Consider the following 23,418-nt stretch of genomic DNA (forward strand, 5'->3'; position numbering starts at 1 on the left):
GTGTCGGGACCCAGGACGGTCGTGCCTCGGGTGCCGACCGAGTCGGGGGCGGCCCAGCCGCGACTGCCGCCCTGCCCGAGGCTCCAAGTGCCGCCGGGCCGCCGGCGGACGACGGCGCGCCCGCCCCGCCTGTCCCGCTCCAACGGGCCGTTACCCGGTCACTGGTCTCCGCCCGGCCGCTGGAGACATCCCTACGTGACCTGGCACAACTGCCGGTCGTCGCACCGCCGCAGGCGACGGAGACGGGCCGCGAGCCGGACCCGAGCCCGAACCCGAGCCCGGACCCGAGCCCGAACCCGAGCCCGAACCCGAGCCCGAACCCGAGCCCGAACCCGGGTCCGAACCCGGGTCCGGGAACGGCTCCGCGCTCGGGCGACGACGTGTTCGCACCGGTGCAGCGGTCCCGCGCCGCAGACGCCCCGCCGCCCCGGGGGGTCGGGCTCGGCGCGCCGCTGCCAGGCCTGCCGCCCACCGCACAGCGCACACCGGCCGCGAGTACCGGCGCGTCGCCCGCGGCCCCGATCACCGGTCCGACGCCCTCCGGCCCGACCTTCTCCGATGCGCCGCCTCCGGGCGCCTCGTCCTCCGGCGCGTCGTCCTCCGGTGTGTCGCCTTCCGGTGTGTCGCCTTCCGCTGCGTCGTCCTCCGGCGCGTCGGACGGCGGTCCGGCGGACGCCCCGACGCTGCCCGTGGCGCGGGAGGCCGACAGCGCCGGTGCCACCCCACCTGACCCGCCCGCCGGGGCCGACGGAACGGATCCGGCCGAGCCGATCAGCCCGCTGCTGGGGGACGATCCGCTGACGACGACCACGCGGCCGGATCCGGTGCCCGCCGGGCCCGTGGCCCCGACCGTTCCTTCGCCGGACACCGCGCTCCGTACGCCCGTACCACTCCAGCGGACCACCGCCGACGGCACGCTGATCCCCGGGCCCGCCGCACCGTCACCGGTCGCGGAACCGGTGGTGCCGCTCGTCGCCCAGCGCTCCGTGCCGCTGTTCTCCGGCGTAGCGGCGCCGACATCGGCCGACGAAGCGTCACCCGCCCTCGCGCCCGAGGCGGTTCCGCTGCGATGGGCGGCCGCAGCCCCGCCCGCGCCGCCGCCCGCCGGTCGTACGGGCTCCCCTCCGGACCGGCTCACCGCCGGTGCCGCGTCCGTGCAGCGGTCAGCGGCGACCGCGGCCGCCGCCTCCTCAACGGCGTCGCCGGCCGAGCCGGTGCAGTGGGTCCGGACGACCCAGTCCATCCCGTCCACCCCGTCGGTCCAGACGGCCGGGGCCGGATCCGGGCTGCCGGTGTCGCGCCCGGCCGCCGCCCCGGTGCCGGTACAGCGCGCCGCCGCAGCCATGCCGTACCAGGCCCGTGCAGGGCAGGAGGCTCGGACGGGCCCCGGACACGACCTGGTGGACGCGGGCGCAGTTGCCGTGGCCGCGGGGGTGGCGCAGCGGATGGCCGACGGGTCCGTGGTCTTCCGGCCACCCGACCGGCCGCCCACCACCACCCAGCTCCCCGTTGCCCAGTTCCCCGTCACTCAGGCGCCCGTCCCCCCGTCGCCAGTCGCGCGGCACCCCACTGTGCAGACGTACACCCCGCAGACGTACACCCCGCAGACGTACACCACGCGGGGCTTCGCGCCACCGGTCGACGTGCCGCCCACCGCCCAGCGGGACGCGGCGGACGGTCCACCGGCGCCGCCCGACCCACCCCCAGAACCGCCCCCCGAGCCCCAGCCGGCCCCCGGCCCGGAGCCGGACACCCCCGGAGGCGCCACAGCAGCAGGCGCACCAGGCGCACCAGGGGCAGCGGCCGGAAAACCAGGCGCACTCGCCGTCACCGACGAGCTGGTCCGAGCCCTGTTCGGGCCGCTCAGCCGGCTGCTCAAGGCCGAGCTGCGGCTGGAACGCGAACGGGCCGGGTTCCTGATCGACACCAGGCACTGACGACACCAGGTACTGACGAGAAAGGGGGCAGGCCGTGCCCGTAACCGACGACCCGGCGGTCAGCGTCTGTTTCGTCGTCACCATCGACGGCATCGAGCTCGGCTCGTTCAACACCTGCGAGGGGCTCGGCTGCGAGGTGGTACTGGAGCAGCGCGAGGAGGGCGGCAACAACTTCCACCTGTGGCAGCTGCCCACCCGGTTGAAGTACTCCAACGTGAAGCTGTCCCGGCCGCTGACCCGGGAGACCGAGAAGGTGGCCAAGTGGTTCGCGTCCATGACCACCGGCTTCAGCCGCAAGACGGCGCACATCGAGGCGCGCACCGGCGACGGTCAGAAGGTCGCCCAATGGGGGCTGCTGGAGGTGGTGCCGGTGCGCTGGACCGGGCCCACCTTCAATCCCGAGTCCCCCAAGGTGGCCATCGAGACCATCGAGATCGCCCACCACGGCTACGTCATGGAGGGCTGAGGCGATGAGCACCCCCATCGCGTTCAGCGCCGCGGGCACCGGCGGCGCCGCGGCCCGCGCCGGCGGGGCCCGGCCCAAACTCGAGCACGCCTACCTGGAGCTGCGCACCCCGCCGCCCGGCGGCAGCCTGACCCCCGGCGGACCGTGCGGCCGGATCGACTTCCAGTTCAACCCCAAGGAACTGAGCCTGACCAAGGCCGCGGCGTGGAAGCGCGACAACGCCAAGGGGGCGAAGAGCGCGGGCCCGCCCGAGTACCAGGGGCCGCAGCCCAGCAAGCTCACCGTCGAGATGTTCTTCGACGCCAGCGACAAGCAGGACACCAGCGTGGTGACGTCGGTGGAGAAGCTGTTCGCCTGCTGTGTGCCGACCAGCGAGACCCGGCAGCAGCAGCGGTCCTCCCCGCCGTGGGTGGTCTTCCACTGGGGCGGGCTCACCGGCTTCCCCGGCTACGTCAGCCAGGTCCAGGTCAAGTACACGCTGTTCACCACCTCCGGGGTGCCGATCCGGGCGGTGTGCCTGGTGACCATGGAGGAGATCAGCGGCGAGACGCCCGGCCAGAACCCGACATCCGGCGCGCTGCACGCCCGCCGGGTGCACCGGGTCCAGTCCGGCGACACGCTGCCGCACCTGGCCTACCGGGAGTACGGCGACCCCGCCGCCTGGCGGGTGATCGCCGAGGCCAACGGCATCGACGACCCGATGCGGCTCACCCACGGCCGGGAGCTGCTGCTGCCGGCTCTCGACGAGCTCGAACGGCTCCAGGACGAGCCCGACCGTCCCGGTGCCCGCGCGGCGCTGCGCGCGGGCCGGTGAGGTGAGACATGGTCGAACAGAGCGTCGCCAAGTCGGTGGTGGTGGAGTTCGCGGGCCGCCCGCTGCCTCCCGCCCTCGCCAACACCCTGGTCGAGGGCTATGTGGACGACAGCCGTACGCTGCCCGATCTGTTCGTGCTGCGGTTCCGCGACCCCAGCCGGGTGCTGCTGGAGCAGGCGGGCATCACGATCGGCGCGAAGGCGCGACTGCTGGCCAAGGCCGGCGGCGCGTCGCCGCAGCCCCTGCTCACCGGCAGCGTCACCGCCCTCGAAGTGGAGATCGACGACACCGGGACCTTCACGGTGGTGCGCGGCCTCGACGAGTCCTACCGCCTCTTCCGCGGCCGCCGGGTGGCCAGCTACCAGAACATGACGCTCGCCGACATCTGCGCCCGGGTGGCCCAGCGCGCGGGACTGCGGCCCGGCAAGGTCGATGTCGCCGGCCCGGTCCTGGAGCACGTTGCCCAGCCCAACGTCACCGACTGGGAGTTCCTGCGCCACCTCGCCCAGGAGGCGGGGGCGCAGATCTATGTCCGTGACGGGCAGCTGCACGTCGTGAGACCCACCGAGGCCGGCGGCGCACCGGATGTCTCCACCCGCGCGGACAAGAGCCCGCTGGTCCTGGAGATGGGCGACAACCTCCTGCGCTGCCGAGCCGGGGTGTCGGCGGCCGAACAGGTGTCGGCCGTCGAGGTGCGCGGCTGGGACCTGCGGGCCAAGAGGCCGCTGGTCGGCCGGGCACCCGCGGGCAGGGCCGGCACCCTGGAGCTGGGCGTCACCGCCGCCCAGGTGTCCGAGCCGTTCGGGGAGGCCTACTTCGTCGTCAGCGACGCCGCGTACGGGACCCAGGCGGAGGTCGACCAGGCCGCCAAGGCCCTGGCCGAGCGCATCGCCGGGTCCTTCGCCGAACTGGAGGCGGTCATCCGCGGCAACCCCCAGGTCAGGGCGGGCGGCGCGGTCACTCTCACGGGTGTCGGCGCACCGTTCGAAGGCCGGTACACCGTCACCTCCACCCGGCATGTGTTCGACTCCCGGCGCGGCTACGAGACGTGGATCAGCGTCTCCGGGCAGCAGGAGCGCTCCCTGTTCGGGCTGACCGGAGGCGCCCAGAATCCCGCGGCGGCCTCGTCCGGGCTGGTCAACGGCACGGTCACGGACACCAAGGACCCGGAAGGGCTCGGCCGGGTCAAGGTCGGCTTCCCGTGGCTGTCCGACGAGTACGCCAGCGACTGGGCGCGTACCGCGCAGGCGACCGGCACCGCCGGCGGCCAGGCGTTCATCCCGGACGTCGGCGACGAGGTCCTGGTCGGGTTCGACCAGGGGTTCCTGGACCGCCCGTACGTCATCGCCGCGCTCTACAACGGGCAGGACAAGCCGGGGCAGGAGGGCAAGGAGGAAGGCGAGACGGTGGACTCCACCAGTGGCGCGGTCAACAAGCGCGCCTTCGGCTCCAAGCACGGAAAGCTGGAGGTGCTGGACACCCCCAACGGCCCGCAGGAAGTACGGCTTGCGTCCACCGACGGCAAGCTGAAGATCGCGCTGGACCGCAAGGGCACCACCATCGTGCTGCACAGCGACGGCACCGTGGAGATCGACGCCAAGGACAAGGTGTCGATCAAGGGCAGCTCCATGGCGCTGGACGCGGGCACCGGAACGCTCGAACTCGCGGGCGGCTCCGTCAAGCTGACCGCCCGCAGCGGAGTGCAACTCGACGGCGGCAGCGGCCAGGTCAAGCTGTCCAGCGGCGGCGCGGTCGAGGTCCAGGGCAGCCAGGTGACGGTGAACGGCACCGCGCGCACCGAGATCAAGGGCGGCGCGACGGTGTCCGTCAACGCCCCCTTGGTGAAGATCAATTGAGGCAGGGGGACCCCGCACATGCCACCAGCCGCCCGTGTCGGCGATGCCACCGGACACCCGGGTGCCATCGGCCCGCCAGGTGTGCCGACGGTGCTCATCGGCGGAATGCCCGCGGCCACCGTCGGCACCCCGCACATCTGCGCGTTCCCCCCGCCCGCGGTGCACCCCCCGAGCCCCGTCGCACCGCCCGGCAGCACCAGCGTCCTGATCGGCGGCAGACCGGCCGCCCGCGTCGGCGACATGGCGGGCTGCGGCGCGCCGATCGTCGCCGGCTGCCCGACCGTACTGATCGGAGGCTGAGCGTGGCCCAGCAGTTCGTCGGCGCGGGCTGGGCCTTCCCGCCCCGCACCGACGCCACCGGCTCCATCGCCCTGGTCAGCGGCGAGCGTGAGATCGAGGAGGCCATCCGGCTGATCCTCGGCACCACGCCCGGCGAACGCCCCATGCGGCCCGAATTCGGCTGCCCCTTGAGCGAGTACGTCTTCGCACCCGCCGACGCGGGCACCGCCGGACAGCTCGCCTACGAGGTACGGCTGGCCCTGGAGCGGTGGGAGCCGCGCATCGACGTGGCAGACGTCGCCGTCCGGTTCGACGAGGCGGACAACGGCGTGCTCTACATCGACATCAGCTACACCGTGCGCGGCGCCAACGACCCGCGCAACCTCGTCTTCCCGTTCTACGTGATCCCGCGGCACGAGGAGGGCGTATGACGCTCCCGCACCATGAGGAGGGCGTATGACGCTCCCCAGCCCCAACCTGGACGACCGGCGCTTCCAGGCACTGGTCGACGAGGCCAAGCGGCTGGTGCAGCAGCGCTGCCCGGAGTGGACCGACCACAACGTCTCCGATCCGGGCGTCACCCTGATCGAGGCGTTCGCGACCATGGTCGACCAGCTGGTCTACCGGCTGAACCGGGTGCCGGACAAGAACTACCTGGCCTTCCTGGACCTGATCGGGGTACGGCTGTACCCGCCGACGGCGGCCCGCACCGAGGTGACGTTCTGGCTGTCGGCCCCGCAACCGGAGCCGGTGCGCGTCACATCCGGCACCGAGGTCGCCACCGTGCGCACCGAGACCGAGGAAGCGGTCGTCTTCACCACCAGCCGCGACCTGTCCGTGGCGCCCTGCTCGCTCGCCCACCTCGCCGGCTGGCCCGCCACCGGCAACGCCACCGACCGCTCCGAGGAACTCGCCCTCGGCCGCGACGTGCCCTGCTTCTCCGCCGCGCCCACCCCCGGCGACTGCCTGTACATCGGCCTGTCCAACCCGGTCCCCGGCTGCGTCCTCGTCCTGCGCCTGGACTGCAAGGTCGAGGGCGTCGGCGTCGACCCGCGCCGCCCGCCGCTGCTGTGGGAGGCCTGGGACGGAGGCAACTGGGTCGCCTGCGCGGTCGACAAGGACGACACCGGAGGCTTCAACAAGGCCGGCGAGGTCATCCTGCACATGCCCGCCGCGCACACCGCCTCCGTGGTGGCCCGGCACTCCGGCGGCTGGCTGCGCTGCCGCCTGGTCGAGGCCGCCCCCGACCAGCCCACGTACCTCGCCTCCCCGACCGTGCGGCAGATCACCGCGTTCACCATCGGCGGCACCGTGGAGGCCGCCCACGCCGAGACCGTCACCGAGGAACTGCTCGGCCTCTCCGAAGGCGTCCCCGGCCAGGGCTTCCGGATCGCCCGGCCCCCGGTGGTGCCGGGGGAGGAGCCGTTCGTGGTCGAGGTCGCGGAGGGCAGCGGATGGGTGGCGTGGACACGGGTGGAGAACTTCGCCCACTCCACCGCCCACGACCGCCACATCACCTTGGACCCCAACTCCGGCCAGGTGGACTTCGGCCCCGCGGTACGGGAACGCGACGGATCCGTGCGGCTGTACGGAGCGGTACCGCCCAAAGGCTGCCCGATCCGGGTCCGCGGCTACCGCACCGGCGGCGGCCGCCGCGGCAACGTGGCCCGCGGCGCGCTGCGGGTGCTGCGCAGCTCGCTGCCGTACGTGGCACGGGTGGAGAACCGCCGTCCCGCGCTCGGCGGCGTGGACGGCGAGACCGTGGAGAACGCGCGGGTGCGCGGCCCCATGACGCTGCGCACCCTGGACCGGGCCGTCGTTCCGCACGACTACGAGCAGCTCGCCCGCGAGGTCGCGCCGGACGCCGCCCGGGTCTTCTGCGTCCCCGCGGGCAGTGTGCACGGCGACGGCCGTGACCGGAGCGAGGCGCGGACGTCCGCGGGCGACGGCGGGGTACGGCTGCTGGTGGTGCCCGCCGGTCGCAGCGACGCGCAGGGCCGCATCCAGTTCGACGAACTCATCCCGCACCAGGACACCCTCGCCAGGATCGCCGCGCATCTGGACACGGCCCGCCCGATCGGCACCCGGCTGGTGGTCGAACCGCCCTACTACCAGGGCGTCACCGTCGTCGCCTCGGTCCAGGCGGGCCGCGGCCACCCCGCCGAGCGGCTGCGCGACGCGGCGCTGACCGCGCTGTACGGCTACTTCAACCCGCTCACCGGAGGCCCGGCCGGAACCGGCTGGCCCTTCGGGCGGCCCATCCACTCCGGCGAGGTGTTCGCGGTGCTCCAGCAGGTACCGGGGGTCGATCTGGTCGAGGACGTACGGCTGTTCCCCGCCGACCCCGTGACGGGGCAGCGCACCGAGGCGACCAACAAGATTGCCCTCGACCGGCACGCCCTGGTCTTCTCCTACGAGCACCAGCTCCGGGTACGGGAGGGCTGACCGTGCGCGCGACGATCCCGGGACTGCCCACCCCCCACCCGCTGCTGCACCAACTCCCCGCCGCCTACCTGGAGCACGACTTCCTCCAGCGGTTCCTCGGCGCGCTGGACGAGGTGCTGGCACCGCTGCTGCTCACCCTCGACAACCTGCCAGCCCACCTGCACCCGCGCACCGCGCCCGAGGACTTCCTCGCTTGGCTGGCCGGGTGGGTCGCGGTGGAGGTGGACGAGGAGCGGCCCGAGACCCAGCGGCGCGCCGTGGTCGCGGGCGCCGTCGTACGGCACCGGAGGCGCGGCACCCGGCGGGGGCTGGCCGCGGCGATCAGGGTGGAGACCGGCATCGAGCCGGAGATCAGCGAGAGTGGCGCGACCACCTGGTCGTCGGCGCCGGGCGGCGCGCTGCCCGGCTCGGCACGGCCGTGGGTGGCGGTCCGGCTGCGGGTGCCGGATCCGGCGCGGCTCGACCGCGCGCGGTTGGAGAAGCTGGTGGCGGCCGAGGTACCCGCGCATGTCGCGTACCGGGTCGAGATCCTGCCCACGGCGGAGGGAGCGGGGAGACCATGACCTGTCCCGACTGCGGACATCGCAACGCCGCCGGTGCGCGGTTCTGCGTGTCGTGCCAGGCGTTTCTGGACTGGGAGGACGGCCCTGACGAGCGGTCGGCCCAGCCGGGAGCCACCCCACCGGTCCACCCGGCGCCACCGGTCGCTCCGGCGCCGCCGGGCCATCCGGCGGCACCTGCCGCACCCACGCCGCCTGCCGCATTCGCGCCGCCGCAGCGGCCGACGGCGCCCGCGCCACCGCAACCCGGCCCGCCCGCGGCGCCGGACCACCCCGCGGCACCCGGCGCGTCCACGCCTCCGCAGCGGGGGCCTGCGGCGCCCGTGCCGCCGCGGTGGCCCGCCCCGCCCGGGCCGGGGTCGCAGGACGACCCCGCAGCGCCGCAGCCGCCCGCGCCGCGTGCGGCCCCCACGGGGTCGGGAGCGCCACCGGCGCGGCCGGGCGCCGGGTCCGGCCCGCCCGCCTACCCCGCGCAGGCCCCGTCCGCGCCGCCCGGTGCGTCGCGGCGGACCGGCACGCCGGCCGCGCCGGGCGGCGTGCCCGACCGGCCCGTGCCGCCAGGGGCTCCGGGCGCGGGGTCCCCCGCGGGGGACCGGGCCGCGGCTGAGTCGCCGGGGGCGCCCGCGCGTCCCGCCGCTCCGACACCGCCGACCATTCACCTCGGGCCGCTGCGGCCCGTCGGGCCGCCTTCGCCCGCGCCGTCACCGCCCGCCCGGAGCACGCGCCCCGGGCCGGTGCCGTCCGGCCCCGCGGCCCCGCGCCGACCCGGCGACCCGCTGGACGGCGGGCCGGGCAGCGGGCCCGGCCACCGGCCCGAGGAGGAGCCCGCCCCGTCCGCCGCAGCCGCTCCGATCGCGGCTCCGCGCCGGTCCGGACGCCCGTGTCCCCGGTGCCGGGCGGACAACTCCGCCGACCGGAACCTGTGCGTACGCTGCGGCGGACTGCTGGAGACCGGTGCCGGTCCGGACGCGTCGCCGCTCCCGTGGTGGCGGCGGCTCTTCCGGCGGCGCTCCGACCGGGTCCTGGAGGCGGGGAGCCGCCCCCGGACCCGTACCTGGCCCCGGCCCCGCCTGGCGCTGCCCCTGACCCTGCTCGTCCTGGCGGCAGCGGCCTGGTTCGCCCGCTCCCAGCTCGACGACGTGTTCAGTTTCACCCAGGACCGCACCGGCAAACTGGAGGCCCTGCGGCCCAAGGAGAGCCGCGCCTCCAGCGAGGCGTCCGGGCACCGGGCGGGCGCGGCGTTCGACGGCTTCAACAACCGCTACTGGGCGCCCGCGGAGGCGGGCCCCGGCGTCGGGCAGTATCTGGAAGCCGAGTTCGAGGAACCCGTGCGGCTGCGCAAGGTGCTGATCACGCCGGGGAGTTCGGCGAAGCAGGACGAGTTCCTCCTCCAGGCGCGGCCCGCCGAGCTCACCGTGACGCTGTTCTCCGCGGACGGCAAGCGCACCACCGAGGCGGTCAACCTCAAGGACCAGCCCGGCCAGCAGACGTTCGACGTGCGCGGCTCGGATGTCGTACGGGTCCGGCTGACGGCCGACGCCGCGTTCGGCGCCCGCTCCCAGCGCAGGCTCGCCATCGCCGAGGTCGAGTTCTTCGGGAGGCGGTGAGGAGCCCGCGGGAACCGGCGGCGATCCGCCGGGACGGGCGGTGACGCGCGTAGCACACGGCGGTGCTACGCGCGTCACTTCCCGCGACAAGGCGCTGGGCGCGCCTTACCAGATCGCCTCGACCCACTCCGGGTGGTCGATGAACGGGTTGCGGTTGTGCTGGTAGCTGTCGTAGATGACCTCGTTGCGGCGCTTTTCGAAGGCGTCCGGCGGGTCCTCCTGGCTCCACTGCTTCAGCGCCGAGAGCCGCCCGTGGTACGGCTGGGTGCCGTTGGTGACCGAGTCGTTGGGCTCCAGGTTCGGGAAGCCGTCGTCGCCCTCGTACCGCACGGCCATGTACAGGATCATGCGGGCCACGTCGCCCTTGACGGCGTCCCGGGGCTCGAAGGAGTCGGAGTCGGTGTAGTTGCCGGGGGCGCCGCTGACCGCGCTGCCGCCGTTGTCGAAGTCCTTGTTGCCGCGGATGCTGTTCACCGTCACGTCCTCGGGACGCAGGTGGTGCAGGTCGGTGCCCGGCCCGGTGGCGGTGCCGAAGTCGCCGTGGGACTTGGCCCAGACGTGCTCGCGGTTCCAGTCGCCGGAGTCGCCGCCGTTGCTGTTCTCGCTGATCGAGCGGCCGGTGTACAGCTCGATGACGTTCGACGGGTTCGCCGGGTCCTCGTCGGTGACCTTGAGCGCCTCCCACACCTGGGAGTACGACACCTTGTTCTGGTCCTTGATGATGGTGTGCAGCGCGGACTTCAGCTGCGGACCGGTCTTGCCGATCGCGCCGCTGTAGTACGTGTCGTCGAAGTCGGTGTCCGCCGCGGCGGCGGGGGTCTGGACGATGACGCCGGCCGTCAGTACGGCGGCGGTCGCCAAGGTCACGGGTATCCAGCGGTTCACGCGGTGGATGCGCATGGAGAAGGTCCTCTCCCGGTGGGGGGCTCGCGCGGGCGATCGGGGCATGTCCCCTTCGCCCGGCGCGAGCTGACGGTTGATCGCTCAACCAGAGAGAGTGACACAGACATGACATCGAACGTGTGAACGGCATGAGTCGATCTTGTGTCAGAACGATGGACGCGAGGTGCGCGGCGGCGTCAGAGGAGCGGCGGGCTGAACTTGCCGACCCGCGAGATCAGCAGCGCCACGTCGTCGTGCTCGTCGGGGTTGCGCAGCGCCGCCAGCAGATGGTCGCAGAGGTCTTCCAGGTTCGCCCGGGGCTCCGCCAGCAGCCCTACCAGCGTGTTGAGCCGGGCGTTGATCGGCTGGTCCCTGGTCTCGATGAGGCCGTCGGTATAGAGCACCAGTTGGTCGCCGGGGGACAGCTGGAGGGTGCTCTCCTCGAAGTGCACACCGCCCACCCCCAGCGGCGCGCCGGACGGCAGGTGCAGCAGCTCGGCCTGCCGGCCGGGCCGGACCACGACCGGGGGCACATGGCCGGCCACGGATATCGTGCAGCGCATGCGGTGCGGGTCGTACTGGGCGTAGATGCAGGTGGCGAGCGCCGGGTCGAGGTCGGCGGCGATGCGGTCGAGGTGGCGCAGCAACTCCGCCGGACCCAGGTCGAGTTCGGCCAGGGTCCGGGTGGCGGTCCGCAGCTGTCCCATGGTGGCGGCCGCGTTGATCCCGCTGCCCATGACGTCCCCGACCACCAGCGCGGTACGGTCGTCGGCCAGCGGGATGGCGTCGAACCAGTCGCCGCCGAGCTGGCCGGCGGCGTGGGCGGGTTCGTACCGGTAGGCGATGTCCAGCCCCTTGGGCTGCGGCGGCTGATGGGTGAGCAGGTGCCGCTGGAGCGCGAGGGCGGTACGGCGCTCGTTCTGGTACCAACGCGCGTTGTCGATGCAGACGGCGGCCCGCGCGGCCAGTTCCCCCGCCAGCACCACGTCCTCGTCGTCGAAGGGCAGCGGGTTGCGGGCGCGGCCCAGGTCCAGCGCGCCGAGCACCTCGCCCCGGGCGATGAGCGGCACCGCCATATAGGAGTGGAGGCCGGTGCGGGCCAGCAGCGCCGCGGACCGCGCGTCGGGGGCGATCCGCCGCAGATCCTGCTCGCCGACGTGCGCCACCAGCACCGGGCGGCCGGTGGTGACGCACTGGGTGATCAGGCGGTCGGAGTCGTACGCGGCTATCTGCCCGGTGGGGTCCCTGGCGTCCAGCGCCTCCGCGGCGTAGGCGGATCCCCTGACGGCCAGGGCCCGGAAACGAGTGCTGCCGGTGGTGGGGGAGACGCCGGGGCGCCGCCCTTCCAGGACGGCGTCCAGGATGTCGACCGCGCCCAGATCGGCCAGTTGGGGCACCACCACGTCGACCAGTTCCTGTGCCGTGCGATCGACTTCGAGGGTGGTGCCGATGGACACCGTGGCGTCGGCGATGAGTGCCAGCCGCTTCCGGGCGCGGGCCGCCTCGGTGGCCGCCCGGTGCTGTTCGGTCACGTCGATGACGGAGGTGGACAGCCCCAGGACGCGCCCGGTGTGGTCCTCGAGTCGGTAGTACGACACCGACCAGGCGTGCTCGGTCCGCATGTCGGGCGGCGGGCGGCCGACGGTGTACTGGTTCAGCAGCGGCCTGCCGCTCTCCAGCACCTGCCGCATGGTCGCCGCCAGGGCCTCGGTGTCCAGGAACGCCAGGACCTCGTGGACGCTGCGGCCCACGTGCTGCTCGGCGGGCAGCCCGTTCATCTGGGCGAGGGCGGGGTTGACCATCACGTACCGCAGATCGGTGTCGTAGACGGCCAGGCCGATCGGGGACTGCGCCACCAGGCGCACCGACAGGGCCAGGTCCTGCTCCACCCCGCGCAGCACGGACTGGTCGGCGGCTATGCCCAGGGCGTAGCTGGCACCCGCCTGGTCCAGCAGCCGCATGTTGCGGAACTCGACGATCCGAGTGGTGCCGTCCTTGTGCCGGATGGGGAAGGCCCCGGCCCAGTTCTCGCCGCTCGCCATGACCTTGGCGAACAGGCTCAGGACGAGCTCGACGTGCTCCGGGGCGACCATGAGCTGCGCGGCGAACTGGCCGAGCGCCTCCTGGGCGGTCCAGCCGAAGAGCTGCTCGGCCTGCGGGCTCCACAGGGTGATCCGCCCGTCGGAGTCGAGCATGACCGCGGCGACGCCGAGGGCGTCCAGCAGGCCACCGGGCTCGGAGGGGCCCGCCTCCGCCGGGTCCAGGCGCACCGGGAACGCGTCGGTCGAACCCATCCAGGCACTCCTTCCGCCAGCCGTCGCGGATCGACGCGCTTTCGGCAGCGTCGGTCCGGTCCCCGCTCGGCGTGCCTACCGCTGGCCTCCATCATCGCTCCGGGCGTGAGCGACTTCCAGATCAAGTGCGATGACCTTACCGGACGTACTCGGCCGCTGCCGCTGCGTCGCACGCAGGATTTCCGCCCGGTGCGGGCATGGGCCGCACGGGTTACGGCCGGGTAGCCGCCGCGGCCGTACGGCCGGCCCGCCGGCGGTGGCCGATGTGACCGGCGGGTACGGACCGTGCCGCCGCACGGGTGGGCTCCCGCGGAGCGGGCGGACAGCGGCGGGTAGGTGAGGTATGCCGCTGATGCGGGAAAACTCCCACTTGTCGCCGCCGCCCGGTCAGGGCCGGGGCGTGCGCAGGGATCATGCTCCGGGAGGCACACAGACATGGACGTCACCGCCCCGACCAGGTACGGAAGAGTGCGTGGCAGAGACAGCGGCGGTATCGCCGGGTTCCTCGGGATCCCGTACGCGGCACCGCCGTTCGGCCCCCGCCGGATGCGGCCGCCAAGGCCCCCGGAGCCCTGGACCGGAGAGCGCGACGCGACCGAGTACGGCGACAGCGCCCCGCAGCCCGGCTATGTGCCGCCGATGTCCGATCTCTTCCCCAACCTCGAAAGCCCCGGCGACGACTGCCTCAATCTCAACATCTGGACACCGGCGCCCGGTCGCACCGGCGGCGGGCTTCCCGTCATGGTGTGGATCCACGGCGGCGGGTTCCGCTACGGGGCGGGCTCGCTGCCCCTATACGAGGGCGGACGGCTCGCCGCCGACGGAACCGTGTGCGTCACGCTCAACCACCGGCTCGGCCCGGAGGGGTTCCTGTGGCTGCCCGACGGCACCGCCAACCTCGGACTCCTCGACGTGATCGCCGCCCTCGAATGGGTCCATGACAACATCGCGGCCTTCGGGGGGGATCCGGGCAACGTCACGGTCTTCGGCGAGTCGTCCGGGGCCATAAGCGTTGTCACCCTCATGGCCATGCCCCGCGCCCGCGGCCTGTTCCACCGGGCCATCGCGCAGAGCGGTGCCGGACACCATGTCCATACCGAGGACGTCGCCCGGCGCGTCACCGCACGTCTGGCCGCCCTCGCCGGGGTCGAGCCCACGAGGGAGGCACTCACCGCCGCCCCGCCGCAGCGGCTGATCGACGCCAACGCCGCGCTCGGCAAGGAGCTGTCGGGGGACCGGGACCGGGCGGTGTGGGGCGAGGCCGCCGGCGGCGTCCTCACCCTGCTTCCGGTCGTGGACGGCGCCACCCTGCCGGCGCGGCCCGTGGACGCCATCGCCGCCGGTTCCGGGGCCGACGTCGATCTCCTCATCGGTACGAACGCCGACGAGTTCCGCTTCTTCCTCGTACCGCTGGGCCTGCAGAACCTGATCACCGACGAGGTCCTGGGGCAGCTGATCGCCGGCTGCGGTCTGGCGGACGAGCCCGGTCTCGCCACGTACCGCGCCGCCCGTCCCGGCGCCACCCCCGGCGACCTGCTGTCCGCCGCCCTCACCGACTACGCCTACCGCGTCCCCGCCCTCCGGCTCGCCGAGGGCCGCGCCGCGCACGGCGCCGACACCCACGTCTACGAGTTCGCCTGGCGGACCCCCGCGCTCGACGGCACCCTCGGCGCCTGCCACGCCGCCGAGATCGGGTTCGTCTTCGGCAACCTCGGCTGCGGCCTGACGGGGGAGACCGCCCCGGGCGAACTGTCCGACCAGATGCGCGCCGCGTGGACCGCCTTCGCCCGCGACGGCCGCCCCGGCACGGCGGGCGGTCTGCTCCCCGAGTGGCCCGCGTATGGAATCCGGCGCTCGGTCATGCGCCTGGGCGACGGCCCGCCCATGGTCCACCACGACCCGGCGGCCGCGGAACGCCGAGTGTGGGAGGGCATCCGCTGAGCGGCGGGGCCGCTGCCATTCGTTCGACGGCCCGCCCGGCGTTCGGCAGCATTCCGCCATGGCACCCGAGTGAACCGTCGCCGAACGGCACGTCCCAGGCGGCGCGGTCGTAGACGGCCGGGGCGCACAGGCCGATCGCGGCCACCCGGGAGCCGTAGTGCGCGACCAGGTCGGCGACGGTCTGGCCGCTCATGCTGAAGCCGATCAGCAGCAGTCGGCGGCCCGGCGGGACGTGCGCGTCGATCACCGCGCGGGCCTGGGTGAAGCGGCGCCGCAGGCTCAGGTGGGGCAGGCGGCCCGAACTGGCGCCGTGGCCGGAGAAGTCGAAGCACAGCGCCTGGTGGCCACGCGCCGCGAGATCGCCCAACAGGCCGGAGAACCGGCCCTCGTCGCTGGTTCCCGCGCCGTGCAGGAGGACCGCGGCGGGCCGGTCGCCGTCCTCGGCGCCGGGGTTCGCTTCGACGCCGGGGCGCGCCTCGACCGCCGGGTCGAGCGCCGCGCAGCTGAGCAGTTCGCCGTCGCAGGCGAAGGTGAAGTGCGGTGCGGTGCGTCCACGGCTCACACCTGGCGTACGGCCACACCGGCCGCCCGCAGCGCGTCGACGTCCGCGGCCGCCGCCCCGTCGTCGGTGACCACGGCGTGCAGCGCGGTGACGGGCGCGACGAACGCCAGCGCGGTGCGGGAGAACTTCGTGGCGTCGGCGACCGCGATCACCCGGCGGGCCGCGGACATCGCCTTCCGCTTCACCGCGGCGTCGGCGAGGTCATACGCCGTCAGACCGTCGGCCGGACCGATGCCGCAGCAGCCGATGACGGCCGTGTCGAAACGCAGCGCGGCCAGTGACGCCTCGGCCAGCGGGCCGGTGAGCGCCAGTTCACCGCGGCGCGCCTCGCCGCCGGGCAGCAGCAGCGTGACCGCGCCGGAGGCCCCGCCCGCCAGGGCGTTGGCGGCGTGCAGGGAAAGCGGCATGGCGGTGATCCGGCGCTCGGCGAGCACCTTGGCCACCTCCAGGCACGTGGTGCCGCTGTCGATCACCACGGACTCGCCGTCGGCGATCATCCCGGCCACCTCCGCGGCGATGCGCCGCTTGGCCTCCGTCCCCTCCCGCGCCCGCAGCCCGAACGGGGGTTCCTCGCCGCGCAGCAGCAGACTCCGGGCGCCGCCCCGGTAGCGCTCCAACACGCCCTGCTCGGCCAGCTGTTCGAGGTCCCGCCGGATGGTCATCTCGGAGCAGCCGGTGAGTTCGGCGAGTTCCGCCACGCTCAGCCGCTCCGCCTCCCGCAAGGCCTCGGTGATCAGCGTCAATCGGTCCACGCTCGTTGTCATGGCGCTATCGCACAGCATTCATGTTCGTAAGTCAATCTTCCGCACACCATATATGTTCGATACGCTCCCGCGGTGACCACGACAGAGACTCCCCGGCCGGAGGCCCCGGCCCCGACCCGCCGACTGCGCGTGGCGCGGCTGGCCACCTTCGCCTTCTTCGCGCTGAACGGCTTCCTCATGGGCATGTGGATCGTGCACATCCCCGCGGTCGAGGAGCGGGTCGGCGTCAGCCATGCCGTACTGGGCTGGCTGCTGCTCTTCCTCGGCGCCGGGGCCTTCCTCGGCATGCGGATCTGCGGCACGCTCGCCGACCGGTACGGAAGCCGGCGGGTCGTGCCCGCGGGCGGTGTGCTGTGCAGCGCGGCGCTGGTCCTGCCCGGCCTGGCGGGCGACGGCCGGACCCTGGCCGCGGCCCTGTTCGTCCTCGGCTTCGGCAACGGCTGCCTCGACGTCGCCATGAACACCCACGCCGTGCAGGTTGAGCGCGGCTACGGACGGCCGGTCATGTCCGCGTTCCACGCGGTGTTCTCCGTCGGCGGGGTACTCGCCGCGCTCCTGGGCGCCCGCACCATCGGCGAGGGCTGGAGCGTGCCCGGCACCCTGGGCGGCGTGGCCGTCGCCGGGGTGGTGGCCACCGGCCTCGGCGCCCTCGGTCTGCTCAGGCCGGCGCCCGAGGCGGGGCGGCGAGTGCCCGGGGCGGGTCCGGAAACGCCGGGGGCGGGTCCGGAAACGCCCGGGACAAGCCCAGGAACGCCCGAGGCGGGTCCGGAGCCCGAGGCGGCGCCGCCCGCTCGGAGGCCTGCCGCGCGTGGCTGGGCGCTGGCCGTCCTCGCCCTGCTGGTCATGCTCTGTGAAGGAGTCGCCAACGACTGGAGCGTGCTGCACCTTCGGGACACCCTCGACGCGCCCGGCGCCACGGCCGCGCTCGCCTACGGTGCCTTCGCCACCGCGATGACCGCCGGACGGTTCGCCACCGACCGGGTCGTCGCCCGCGTCGGCCCGGTGCGGGTGGTCCGCTACGGCACGGCGCTGGCCGCCGCGGGGCTGGCGGCCGCCGCCCTGACGCCGTGGATACCGCTGGCCCTGGCGGGCTGGACGGCGTTCGGCATCGGGCTGTCGGGTGCCGTCCCCCAGTTCTTCAGCGCCGCCGGCCGGCTGGACCCCGACGCTGCCGGGGCGCAGGTGTCACGCGTCGCGGGCCTGGGATACGTGGGCATGCTGGCGGGCCCCGCCGTCATCGGACCGCTCACGGGTCTCGTACCGCTCAACGTGACCTTCCTCCTCCCGGTCGCGCTGTGCGTGGTGGTGGCCTGCGCCGCCGGAGTGCTCGACCCGGACGGGCGCTCGCCCCGGAGGGCCGATGACATCAAGGCCGATGACATCAAGTCCGTTCGGCGATCGCCCGCGTGAGGCGGGGCAGCGGCAGTGCCACCGTGGTGGGCGGGCCCGCGAAGAGGCCGAGCCAGGTGCCGAGAGGCCGAGCCAGGTGCCGAGGGTGTCCGGGCCTCCGCGGCAGCGCCCGCGGGCGGCGCATCCCCACCGTGAACGGGCGGCCGGCCCCGGCCGCGGAGCCCGCCCGGCACTGATCGCCCCGTCATCCCCGGATCGCCTAACATCCCCGGTATGGCCCGCTTTCTGATCGAGCGCCGTTCTCCGTTGCCGGCCGACGAGGCCTGGCGGCGGATCACGGACTGGCCGCGCCACTCCGCCCACGTCCCGCTGACCCGGATCACCGCGACTCCGCCGGGCCCGACCCGCCCGGGCACGGTGGTGCTCGCCCGTACCGGAGTCGGCCGCGCCGTCTTCGACGACCCCATGGAGGTCGTGCGCTGGGAGCCGCCGGAGCCGACCGGGCGGCCCGGTCACTGCCGACTGGAGAAGCGCGGCTCGGTCGTCGTCGGCTGGGCGGAGATCCACGTACGCCGGGACGGGGCCGGTTCGCGAGTGGTCTGGGAAGAGGACGCGCGGGTGCGGGCGCTGCCGCGGCTGTGCGACCGGCCGACGGCCTGGGTCGGACGCCTGGTGTTCGGCCGCATGATCGGCAGGATGCTGGGGCCCGGCCGCCCGACCCGTACGACGGGGCCGCTCCCGCCGGCCGACTGACGGTTTGGCGCGCCAACGGCTGGCGCGGGACGGTGCGGTGCGGCATACGATCCGATCGACCGCTCACCGGAGACATCGACCGCCCACCGGGGCACGGACGACACGGAACGGCATCCTCGACATGAACCACGGCAGGAACCACGGCATATCCTCGGCCCCCGACGTGCTGTTCGCGTACGGGAGCCTCCAGTTCCCCGAAGTGCTCACCGCGCTGCTGGGGCGGGTACCGGAGCGGTCCGCCGCCTCCGCACCCGGCTGGCGCGCGGCGCGGCTCGCGCGCCGCGACTACCCGGGCCTCGTACCCGCCGAAGGGCAGACGGCCCCCGGCCTGCTGCTGACCGGCCTCACGCCGGACGAGTGGCGGATACTGGACGCCTTCGAGGACGCCGAGTACGAGCTGCGCCGATTGCCGCTGTCCGACGGGCGGTGGGCGTGGAGCTACCTCTGGCACGGCGGGGACGTGCTCCCCGGCACGTGGGACGCCACCGAGTTCCGCGCCAACCGGCTGGCCGCGTTCCTGGCGCGGTGCACCGTCCAGCGCTGAGGGACCGCTCGGTGCTGGGGGCCCGTACCGTACAGAGCCCCCTGCGGACCGTGACCGTACGGTCAGCGCCAGGCGGCGGGGATCCGGTCGTCGGCGGACCGGGTGTCGGCCGGCTTGAAGGTGAGCTCCCGCGGGTGGACGGCGTGCGGGTCGAGGCACACCAGCGTGCCCGGACGGACGCTGTCGGCGCTCACCCCCGAGAGCGTCGCGCGAAGCCGGAAGCCCTCCGCCATGTCGATGACGGCCACGGTGCGCAGCGAGCCGTTGCTGCGCCGTACGACGGTGGCCTGCCGGACGACGCCGGTGCCCGCGCTGGCCTCCCAGTCCATGTCGGTGGCGGCGCAGACCGGGCACAGCAGGCGGTGGAAGGCCGCGCTGTGGCACCAGCGGCAGCGCTGGAAGTACAGCTCGCCGTGCTGGAGTCCGTCGAGGTAGGTCTGACCGGGCCAGCCCTCGTCGGGCGCGGCAGGGACGTACGTCTCCGGCTCCAGGCCGGAGGCGGAATCCGGGACAGTGGCGGTGTCCGGCGTGTCGGGGGCGGGCGGATGTTCGGCGATCTCGGCCACGGTGTGGAACACGATGTCATCTCCCTGCGCTGGGCCGGAGGAATCTGGTGCGCTCGGCCCGAGGCTATGGCACCCAGTGCCAGATGTAAAGGCACTGAGTTCCCTCAGTTGGGCAGGCGCTCCGCCCTGGCCCGGGGGGTCTGGGCCTCGTCGAGGGTGGCCTCGATCTCCCGCACCACCCGCCACATTGGAGTCCGCCGCTTGGCGATCAGCACCACCACGTCCCGGTCGTCCCGCGTCGCGGCGTCGCCCTCGGTGCCGTCCGGGGCCCAGGACTGGCGCACGAACTCCAGGGCGTGGTCGACGGCGGCCTCCGCGTCGCCCTCGCCGCCGGAGCGCAGCCAGGACCGCAGGGCGTTGTTGTGCGCCGCGACCACGGCCGCGGCGATGACGTCGGCCCGCAGGTCCCCGTCGGACCAGCCGGCGAAGCGGCGGCGCAGATAGGCGGCCATGGCGCGCTCGTAGCGCCACACCACCGACAGTTCGTAGGCGCGCAGCCCCGGCACGCTCTTGGTCAGCCGGTACCGCTGTACGGAGAACGTCGGGTTCTCCGTGTACATCCGCAGCACCAGGCGGGCCGCGTCGCAGACGCGCGCGACCGGCTCGTCGTCCTCGTCGCTGCCCGCGTCGAGGAAGGCCGTCATGTCCGTGAGGGAGCGCTCGTGGTCGGGGAAGACCACGTCCTCCTTGGAGGGGAAGTACCGGAAGAAGGAGCGGCGCCCGACGCCGGCCAGCGTGACGATGTCATCGACGGTCGTGGCCTCGTAGCCGCGCTTCAGGAACAGCCGGAAGGCCGCGGCGACGAGCGCCTCCCGCATGGGGGGACGGGAGGCCGTCGTACCTGTTCCCGGGCCCGGCCCGCGTTCCTCGCTCATGCCCGGAACATAGCACCAGCATGACCATATGGCACTGAGTGTGCATACTGGAGGGTACTGAGTGCCGTATGTTGCTCTGCCTGCCGTCCGACCGAGGAAACCAGGGGTACCGATCATGAGCCAGGACTTCGACCTGTACCGGCCGTTGGAGGAGCACGAGATGCTTCGTGAGTCGGTGCGGGGGCTCGCTGAGGCGAAGATCGCGCCGTTCGCGGCGGCGGTCGATGAGGAGGCGCGGTTCCCGCAGGAGGCGCTGGACGCGCTGGTGGCCAATGATCTGCACGCGGTGCATGTGCCGGAGTCGTACGGGGGTGCGGGGGCGGACGCGCTGGCGACGGTGATCGTGATCGAGGAGGTCGCGCGGGTGTGCGCGTCCTCGTCGTTGATTCCGGCGGTGAACAAGCTGGGGTCGCTTCCGGTGATCCTGTCGGGTTCGGAGGAGCTGAAGCGCAAGTACCTGGGTCCGCTGGCCAAGGGCGATGCGATGTTCTCGTACTGCCTGTCCGAGCCGGACGCGGGTTCGGACGCGGCGGGGATGAAGACCCGCGCGGTACGCGACGGCGACCACTACATCCTCAACGGTGTGAAGCGGTGGATCACCAACGCCGGCGTCTCGGAGTACTACACGGTGATGGCGGTCACCGACCCCGAGAAGCGCAGCAAGGGCATCAGCGCGTTCGTGGTGGAGAAGGGGGATGAGGGGGTCTCCTTCGGGGCGCCGGAGAAGAAGCTGGGCATCAAGGGCTCCCCGACCCGTGAGGTGTATCTGGACAACGTGCGGATCCCGGCGGACCGGATGATCGGCGCGGAGGGCACGGGCTTCGCCACCGCGATGAAGACGCTGGACCACACGCGGATCACGATCGCTGCGCAGGCGCTGGGGATCGCACAGGGAGCCCTGGACTACGCCAAGGGCTATGTGCGGGAGCGTAAGCAGTTCGGGAAGCCGATCGCGGACTTCCAGGGGATCCAGTTCATGCTGGCCGACATGGCGATGAAGATCGAGGCGGCTCGTCAGTTGACGTATGCGGCGGCGGCGAAGTCGGAGCGTGGGGATGCGGATCTGACGTTCCAGGGCGCGGCGGCGAAGTGCTTCGCGTCGGATGTGGCGATGGAGGTCACCACGGACGCGGTCCAGCTGCTGGGTGGTTACGGCTACACGCGGGACTATCCGGTGGAGCGGATGATGCGGGACGCGAAGATCACGCAGATCTACGAGGGCACCAACCAGGTCCAGCGCATCGTCATGGCCCGCAACCTCCCGTAGCAGGGCTTTCGCAGCGACAGGCCCCGGCCGGATCACTCCGGTCGGGGCCACGTTTGCTTGGGTCAGGCGCTGGGGAAGTCCCCTGCCTTCACCCCTGCCACGAACGCGGACCACGCCGCACCGTCGAAGACCAGGGACGGGCCGTTCGGGTCCTTGCTGTCCCGGACGGGGACGACGCCACGCGAGGCGAGGAGGTTTGCGGCGATCTCGATGCAGTCGCCGCCGTTGTCGCTGTAGGAGGACTTGAACCAACGAGGGGATTCGGTTGTCACGGGGTGCCCTTTCGTATCTGCTCGATCATGGCCACAGATGCCGCCTGCGACAACGCTTCGGCCTGCAACTGATGGTATGCCGTCAGCACAGGCACCACGGAGGTACTCTCCCGGTCTAGGTTTCCTTGAGCCTGAGATTCGGCGTAGCAAATCAGGGACCGGTCCGGCAACGTCAAGACGTTAACGGGCAGGTTGAGCGTGCGGCGCTCCCCTATCTCGTACGGTGCCACCTGCAACAGCGTGTTCGGCAGGTCAGCAAACTCGACCAGCCGCGCCAACTGTGCGTCCATGACAGTGGAGCCGCCAACCGGTCGACGGATACAGCTTTCGTCCAGGGTCACAAACACCATGGGTGGCCGAGGCCGCTCCAGCGCCGCCTGACGCTCTGCCAGAAACGCGACACGTTCATCCGCCTGTTCGGGCGTGATGGCGCCCCGCCTCACGGTGCTATCCGCCAGCACGCGTGCGTACTCCGGTGTCTGCAACAAGCCGGGGATGATCCCGATGTTGTAGAGCCGGATCTCTACTGCACGGCCCTCGTACCCGACGTACTCCGGGAAGCCCTCCAGCAGGCTGCCGTGTTTGATCTCGCGGTACTCACGCTCGAACGAGTCTGCTGTGCCCTCAAGGCCGAAGACGCGGTCCACGTTACGCGAGAACCGGAGAGTCGGAGGTTTCCGACCATTTTCGACGGCCGAAACATGCACACTGGAATATTCCGCGCGTTCGGCAAGATCGTCTTGCGTCCAGCCGCGCGCTTCCCGCAGTCTGCGTAAACGCGCTCCGTAGGCCGCCTGGGGGGAGGCGTCCGGGTTCAACTCGTTGCGATTCAACGGGCGTTCACCGTCCTTCCGTCCACAAGTGACAGGTTGAACGGCCCCTGACTCTAGTCCACGCTGAACCTCCTTGGTAGTGGAAGCGCTACGGAGAGGAGCGGTCGGTGACCAGTAAGACCACGAACGCCCCGGCCGCGCCCCCGCCCCAGCAAGGCGACGTTCAAGACAGCATCGACCGCCCGACCTTGGCGGAGTTGCGGAAGCGCGCAGACGAGCTCGGGGCTCAGGTCCATGACCACCTGGCGCGAGGTGAGAAGAAGTGACCCGCAAGACCTACCGGTTCCGCGAATACGTGATCACCCCGGACACCAGGCCGGAGGCCGAACCGCACACCTACGCCATGACCTGCACCGCATGCCACACGGTCGGACCCCGCAGCGAGGACATGGACGAGGCGCACAACTGGGCCGTCCAGCACTTGAAGGCCAACCCCGCGCATCTCACCTACCGGGAGCACATCACCCGTCCGTACCGCGCCGTTCCGGGAGAGTGGCTGTGACCGCCCCGGCGATCATGAAGGGCGCGAAGTGGGTGCTGAGCCCCGAGAC

Annotated in this window: 24 protein-coding genes; 16 read left to right on the plus strand and 8 right to left on the minus strand. The window is 72.9% G+C overall.

The window, feature by feature from the left end:
• Nucleotides 1-620: 620 nt before the first annotated feature.
• The 9 genes from ACQUSR_RS31200 (at nt 621) to ACQUSR_RS31240 (ending at nt 9,964) form a co-directional block, all read left to right on the plus strand.
• Nucleotides 621-1,937, plus strand: coding sequence for a hypothetical protein (locus tag ACQUSR_RS31200; RefSeq protein WP_431046335.1), 1,317 nt, complete (start codon nt 621-623; stop codon nt 1,935-1,937).
• 34 nt (nt 1,938-1,971) lie between these two features.
• Entirely contained in the window at nt 1,972-2,403 is a 432-nt protein-coding gene (locus ACQUSR_RS31205) for a phage tail protein (RefSeq protein WP_304460301.1), read from the plus strand.
• 4 nt (nt 2,404-2,407) lie between these two features.
• Nucleotides 2,408-3,217 carry a LysM peptidoglycan-binding domain-containing protein gene (locus tag ACQUSR_RS31210; RefSeq protein ID WP_431046338.1) on the plus strand — a complete coding sequence of 270 codons (810 nt, stop codon included), beginning with the start codon at nt 2,408-2,410 and terminating at the stop codon, nt 3,215-3,217.
• Between the two features lie 8 nt (nt 3,218-3,225).
• Entirely contained in the window at nt 3,226-5,073 is a 1,848-nt protein-coding gene (locus ACQUSR_RS31215) for a VgrG-related protein (protein ID WP_431046340.1), read from the plus strand.
• 18 nt (nt 5,074-5,091) lie between these two features.
• On the plus strand, nt 5,092-5,373 hold the full coding sequence (locus tag ACQUSR_RS31220; protein ID WP_431046342.1) for a PAAR domain-containing protein: 282 nt from the start codon (nt 5,092-5,094) through the stop codon (nt 5,371-5,373).
• 2 nt (nt 5,374-5,375) lie between these two features.
• The gene (locus tag ACQUSR_RS31225; RefSeq protein ID WP_431046344.1) at nt 5,376-5,783 is read left to right on the plus strand and encodes a GPW/gp25 family protein; all 408 of its coding nucleotides are present in this window, start codon (nt 5,376-5,378) and stop codon (nt 5,781-5,783) included.
• 25 nt (nt 5,784-5,808) lie between these two features.
• Entirely contained in the window at nt 5,809-7,797 is a 1,989-nt protein-coding gene (locus tag ACQUSR_RS31230) for a putative baseplate assembly protein (protein WP_431046346.1), read from the plus strand.
• Nucleotides 7,798-7,799: 2 nt separating this feature from the next.
• Nucleotides 7,800-8,360, plus strand: coding sequence for a phage tail protein (locus ACQUSR_RS31235; protein WP_431046348.1), 561 nt, complete (start codon nt 7,800-7,802; stop codon nt 8,358-8,360).
• Between the two features lie 731 nt (nt 8,361-9,091).
• Nucleotides 9,092-9,964 (plus strand): discoidin domain-containing protein, encoded by an 873-nt coding sequence (locus ACQUSR_RS31240; RefSeq protein WP_431046350.1) that lies wholly within the window; start codon nt 9,092-9,094, stop codon nt 9,962-9,964.
• A gap of 105 nt (nt 9,965-10,069) precedes the next feature.
• Here ACQUSR_RS31240 and ACQUSR_RS31245 read toward each other — a convergent pair whose 3' ends face one another.
• Together ACQUSR_RS31245 and ACQUSR_RS31250 are read right to left on the minus strand one after the other, a co-directional pair.
• The gene (locus ACQUSR_RS31245) at nt 10,070-10,864 is read right to left on the minus strand and encodes an endonuclease I family protein (protein ID WP_431046352.1); all 795 of its coding nucleotides are present in this window, start codon (nt 10,862-10,864) and stop codon (nt 10,070-10,072) included.
• Between the two features lie 179 nt (nt 10,865-11,043).
• Entirely contained in the window at nt 11,044-13,140 is a 2,097-nt protein-coding gene (locus ACQUSR_RS31250; protein WP_431046354.1) for a SpoIIE family protein phosphatase, read from the minus strand.
• A gap of 435 nt (nt 13,141-13,575) precedes the next feature.
• Here ACQUSR_RS31250 and ACQUSR_RS31255 point away from each other — a divergent pair, with 435 nt between their 5' ends.
• Nucleotides 13,576-15,081, plus strand: coding sequence for a carboxylesterase/lipase family protein (locus tag ACQUSR_RS31255; RefSeq protein ID WP_431046356.1), 1,506 nt, complete (start codon nt 13,576-13,578; stop codon nt 15,079-15,081).
• On the opposite strand, the gene ACQUSR_RS31260 is transcribed toward ACQUSR_RS31255, so the two are convergent.
• Together ACQUSR_RS31260 and ACQUSR_RS31265 are read right to left on the minus strand one after the other, a co-directional pair.
• Nucleotides 14,999-15,643 (minus strand): alpha/beta hydrolase, encoded by a 645-nt coding sequence (locus tag ACQUSR_RS31260; protein WP_431046358.1) that lies wholly within the window; start codon nt 15,641-15,643, stop codon nt 14,999-15,001. The genes ACQUSR_RS31255 and ACQUSR_RS31260 overlap by 83 nt on opposite strands.
• A complete protein-coding gene (locus ACQUSR_RS31265) occupies nt 15,640-16,407 on the minus strand; it encodes a DeoR/GlpR family DNA-binding transcription regulator (RefSeq protein WP_431046360.1) in 768 nt (255 codons plus the stop codon). Before ACQUSR_RS31265 ends, ACQUSR_RS31260 begins: the two co-directional genes overlap by 4 nt.
• Before the next feature lie 177 nt (nt 16,408-16,584).
• Here ACQUSR_RS31265 and ACQUSR_RS31270 point away from each other — a divergent pair, with 177 nt between their 5' ends.
• The 3 genes from ACQUSR_RS31270 to ACQUSR_RS31280 all read left to right on the plus strand — a co-directional run bounded on the left by ACQUSR_RS31270 (nt 16,585) and on the right by ACQUSR_RS31280 (nt 19,054).
• Nucleotides 16,585-17,817, plus strand: a complete 1,233-nt coding sequence (locus tag ACQUSR_RS31270; protein ID WP_431047954.1) for an MFS transporter — start codon at nt 16,585-16,587, stop codon at nt 17,815-17,817.
• Between the two features lie 213 nt (nt 17,818-18,030).
• Nucleotides 18,031-18,510, plus strand: coding sequence for an SRPBCC family protein (locus tag ACQUSR_RS31275; protein WP_431046362.1), 480 nt, complete (start codon nt 18,031-18,033; stop codon nt 18,508-18,510).
• A gap of 121 nt (nt 18,511-18,631) precedes the next feature.
• Entirely contained in the window at nt 18,632-19,054 is a 423-nt protein-coding gene (locus tag ACQUSR_RS31280) for a gamma-glutamylcyclotransferase family protein (RefSeq protein ID WP_431046364.1), read from the plus strand.
• Between the two features lie 62 nt (nt 19,055-19,116).
• Here ACQUSR_RS31280 and ACQUSR_RS31285 read toward each other — a convergent pair whose 3' ends face one another.
• Together ACQUSR_RS31285 and ACQUSR_RS31290 are read right to left on the minus strand one after the other, a co-directional pair.
• Nucleotides 19,117-19,632, minus strand: a complete 516-nt coding sequence (locus ACQUSR_RS31285) for a Zn-ribbon domain-containing OB-fold protein (RefSeq protein ID WP_431046366.1) — start codon at nt 19,630-19,632, stop codon at nt 19,117-19,119.
• Nucleotides 19,633-19,724: 92 nt separating this feature from the next.
• Nucleotides 19,725-20,495 carry a TetR family transcriptional regulator gene (locus ACQUSR_RS31290; RefSeq protein ID WP_431046368.1) on the minus strand — a complete coding sequence of 257 codons (771 nt, stop codon included), beginning with the start codon at nt 20,493-20,495 and terminating at the stop codon, nt 19,725-19,727.
• A gap of 115 nt (nt 20,496-20,610) precedes the next feature.
• On the opposite strand from ACQUSR_RS31290, the gene ACQUSR_RS31295 reads away from it, so the two are divergent.
• Nucleotides 20,611-21,762, plus strand: a complete 1,152-nt coding sequence (locus ACQUSR_RS31295; RefSeq protein ID WP_431046370.1) for an acyl-CoA dehydrogenase — start codon at nt 20,611-20,613, stop codon at nt 21,760-21,762.
• A gap of 62 nt (nt 21,763-21,824) precedes the next feature.
• Here the strand turns inward: ACQUSR_RS31295 and ACQUSR_RS31300 are convergent, their stop codons facing one another.
• Together ACQUSR_RS31300 and ACQUSR_RS31305 are read right to left on the minus strand one after the other, a co-directional pair.
• Complete coding sequence (locus ACQUSR_RS31300) at nt 21,825-22,034, minus strand: DUF397 domain-containing protein (protein WP_431046372.1); 210 nt, start codon at nt 22,032-22,034, stop codon at nt 21,825-21,827.
• Nucleotides 22,031-22,867, minus strand: a complete 837-nt coding sequence (locus ACQUSR_RS31305; RefSeq protein ID WP_431046374.1) for a helix-turn-helix domain-containing protein — start codon at nt 22,865-22,867, stop codon at nt 22,031-22,033. Before ACQUSR_RS31305 ends, ACQUSR_RS31300 begins: the two co-directional genes overlap by 4 nt.
• Before the next feature lie 107 nt (nt 22,868-22,974).
• Here ACQUSR_RS31305 and ACQUSR_RS31310 point away from each other — a divergent pair, with 107 nt between their 5' ends.
• Nucleotides 22,975-23,133: a hypothetical protein gene (locus ACQUSR_RS31310; protein ID WP_431046376.1), complete on the plus strand. Its 159-nt coding sequence runs from the start codon at nt 22,975-22,977 to the stop codon at nt 23,131-23,133.
• Nucleotides 23,130-23,369, plus strand: a complete 240-nt coding sequence (locus tag ACQUSR_RS31315) for a hypothetical protein (protein WP_431046378.1) — start codon at nt 23,130-23,132, stop codon at nt 23,367-23,369. Before ACQUSR_RS31310 ends, ACQUSR_RS31315 begins: the two co-directional genes overlap by 4 nt.
• Nucleotides 23,370-23,418: the final 49 nt, after the last annotated feature.

The sequence above is a fragment of the Streptomyces sp. P1-3 genome, from assembly GCF_050613155.1.
GTDB lineage: Bacteria > Actinomycetota > Actinomycetes > Streptomycetales > Streptomycetaceae > Streptomyces.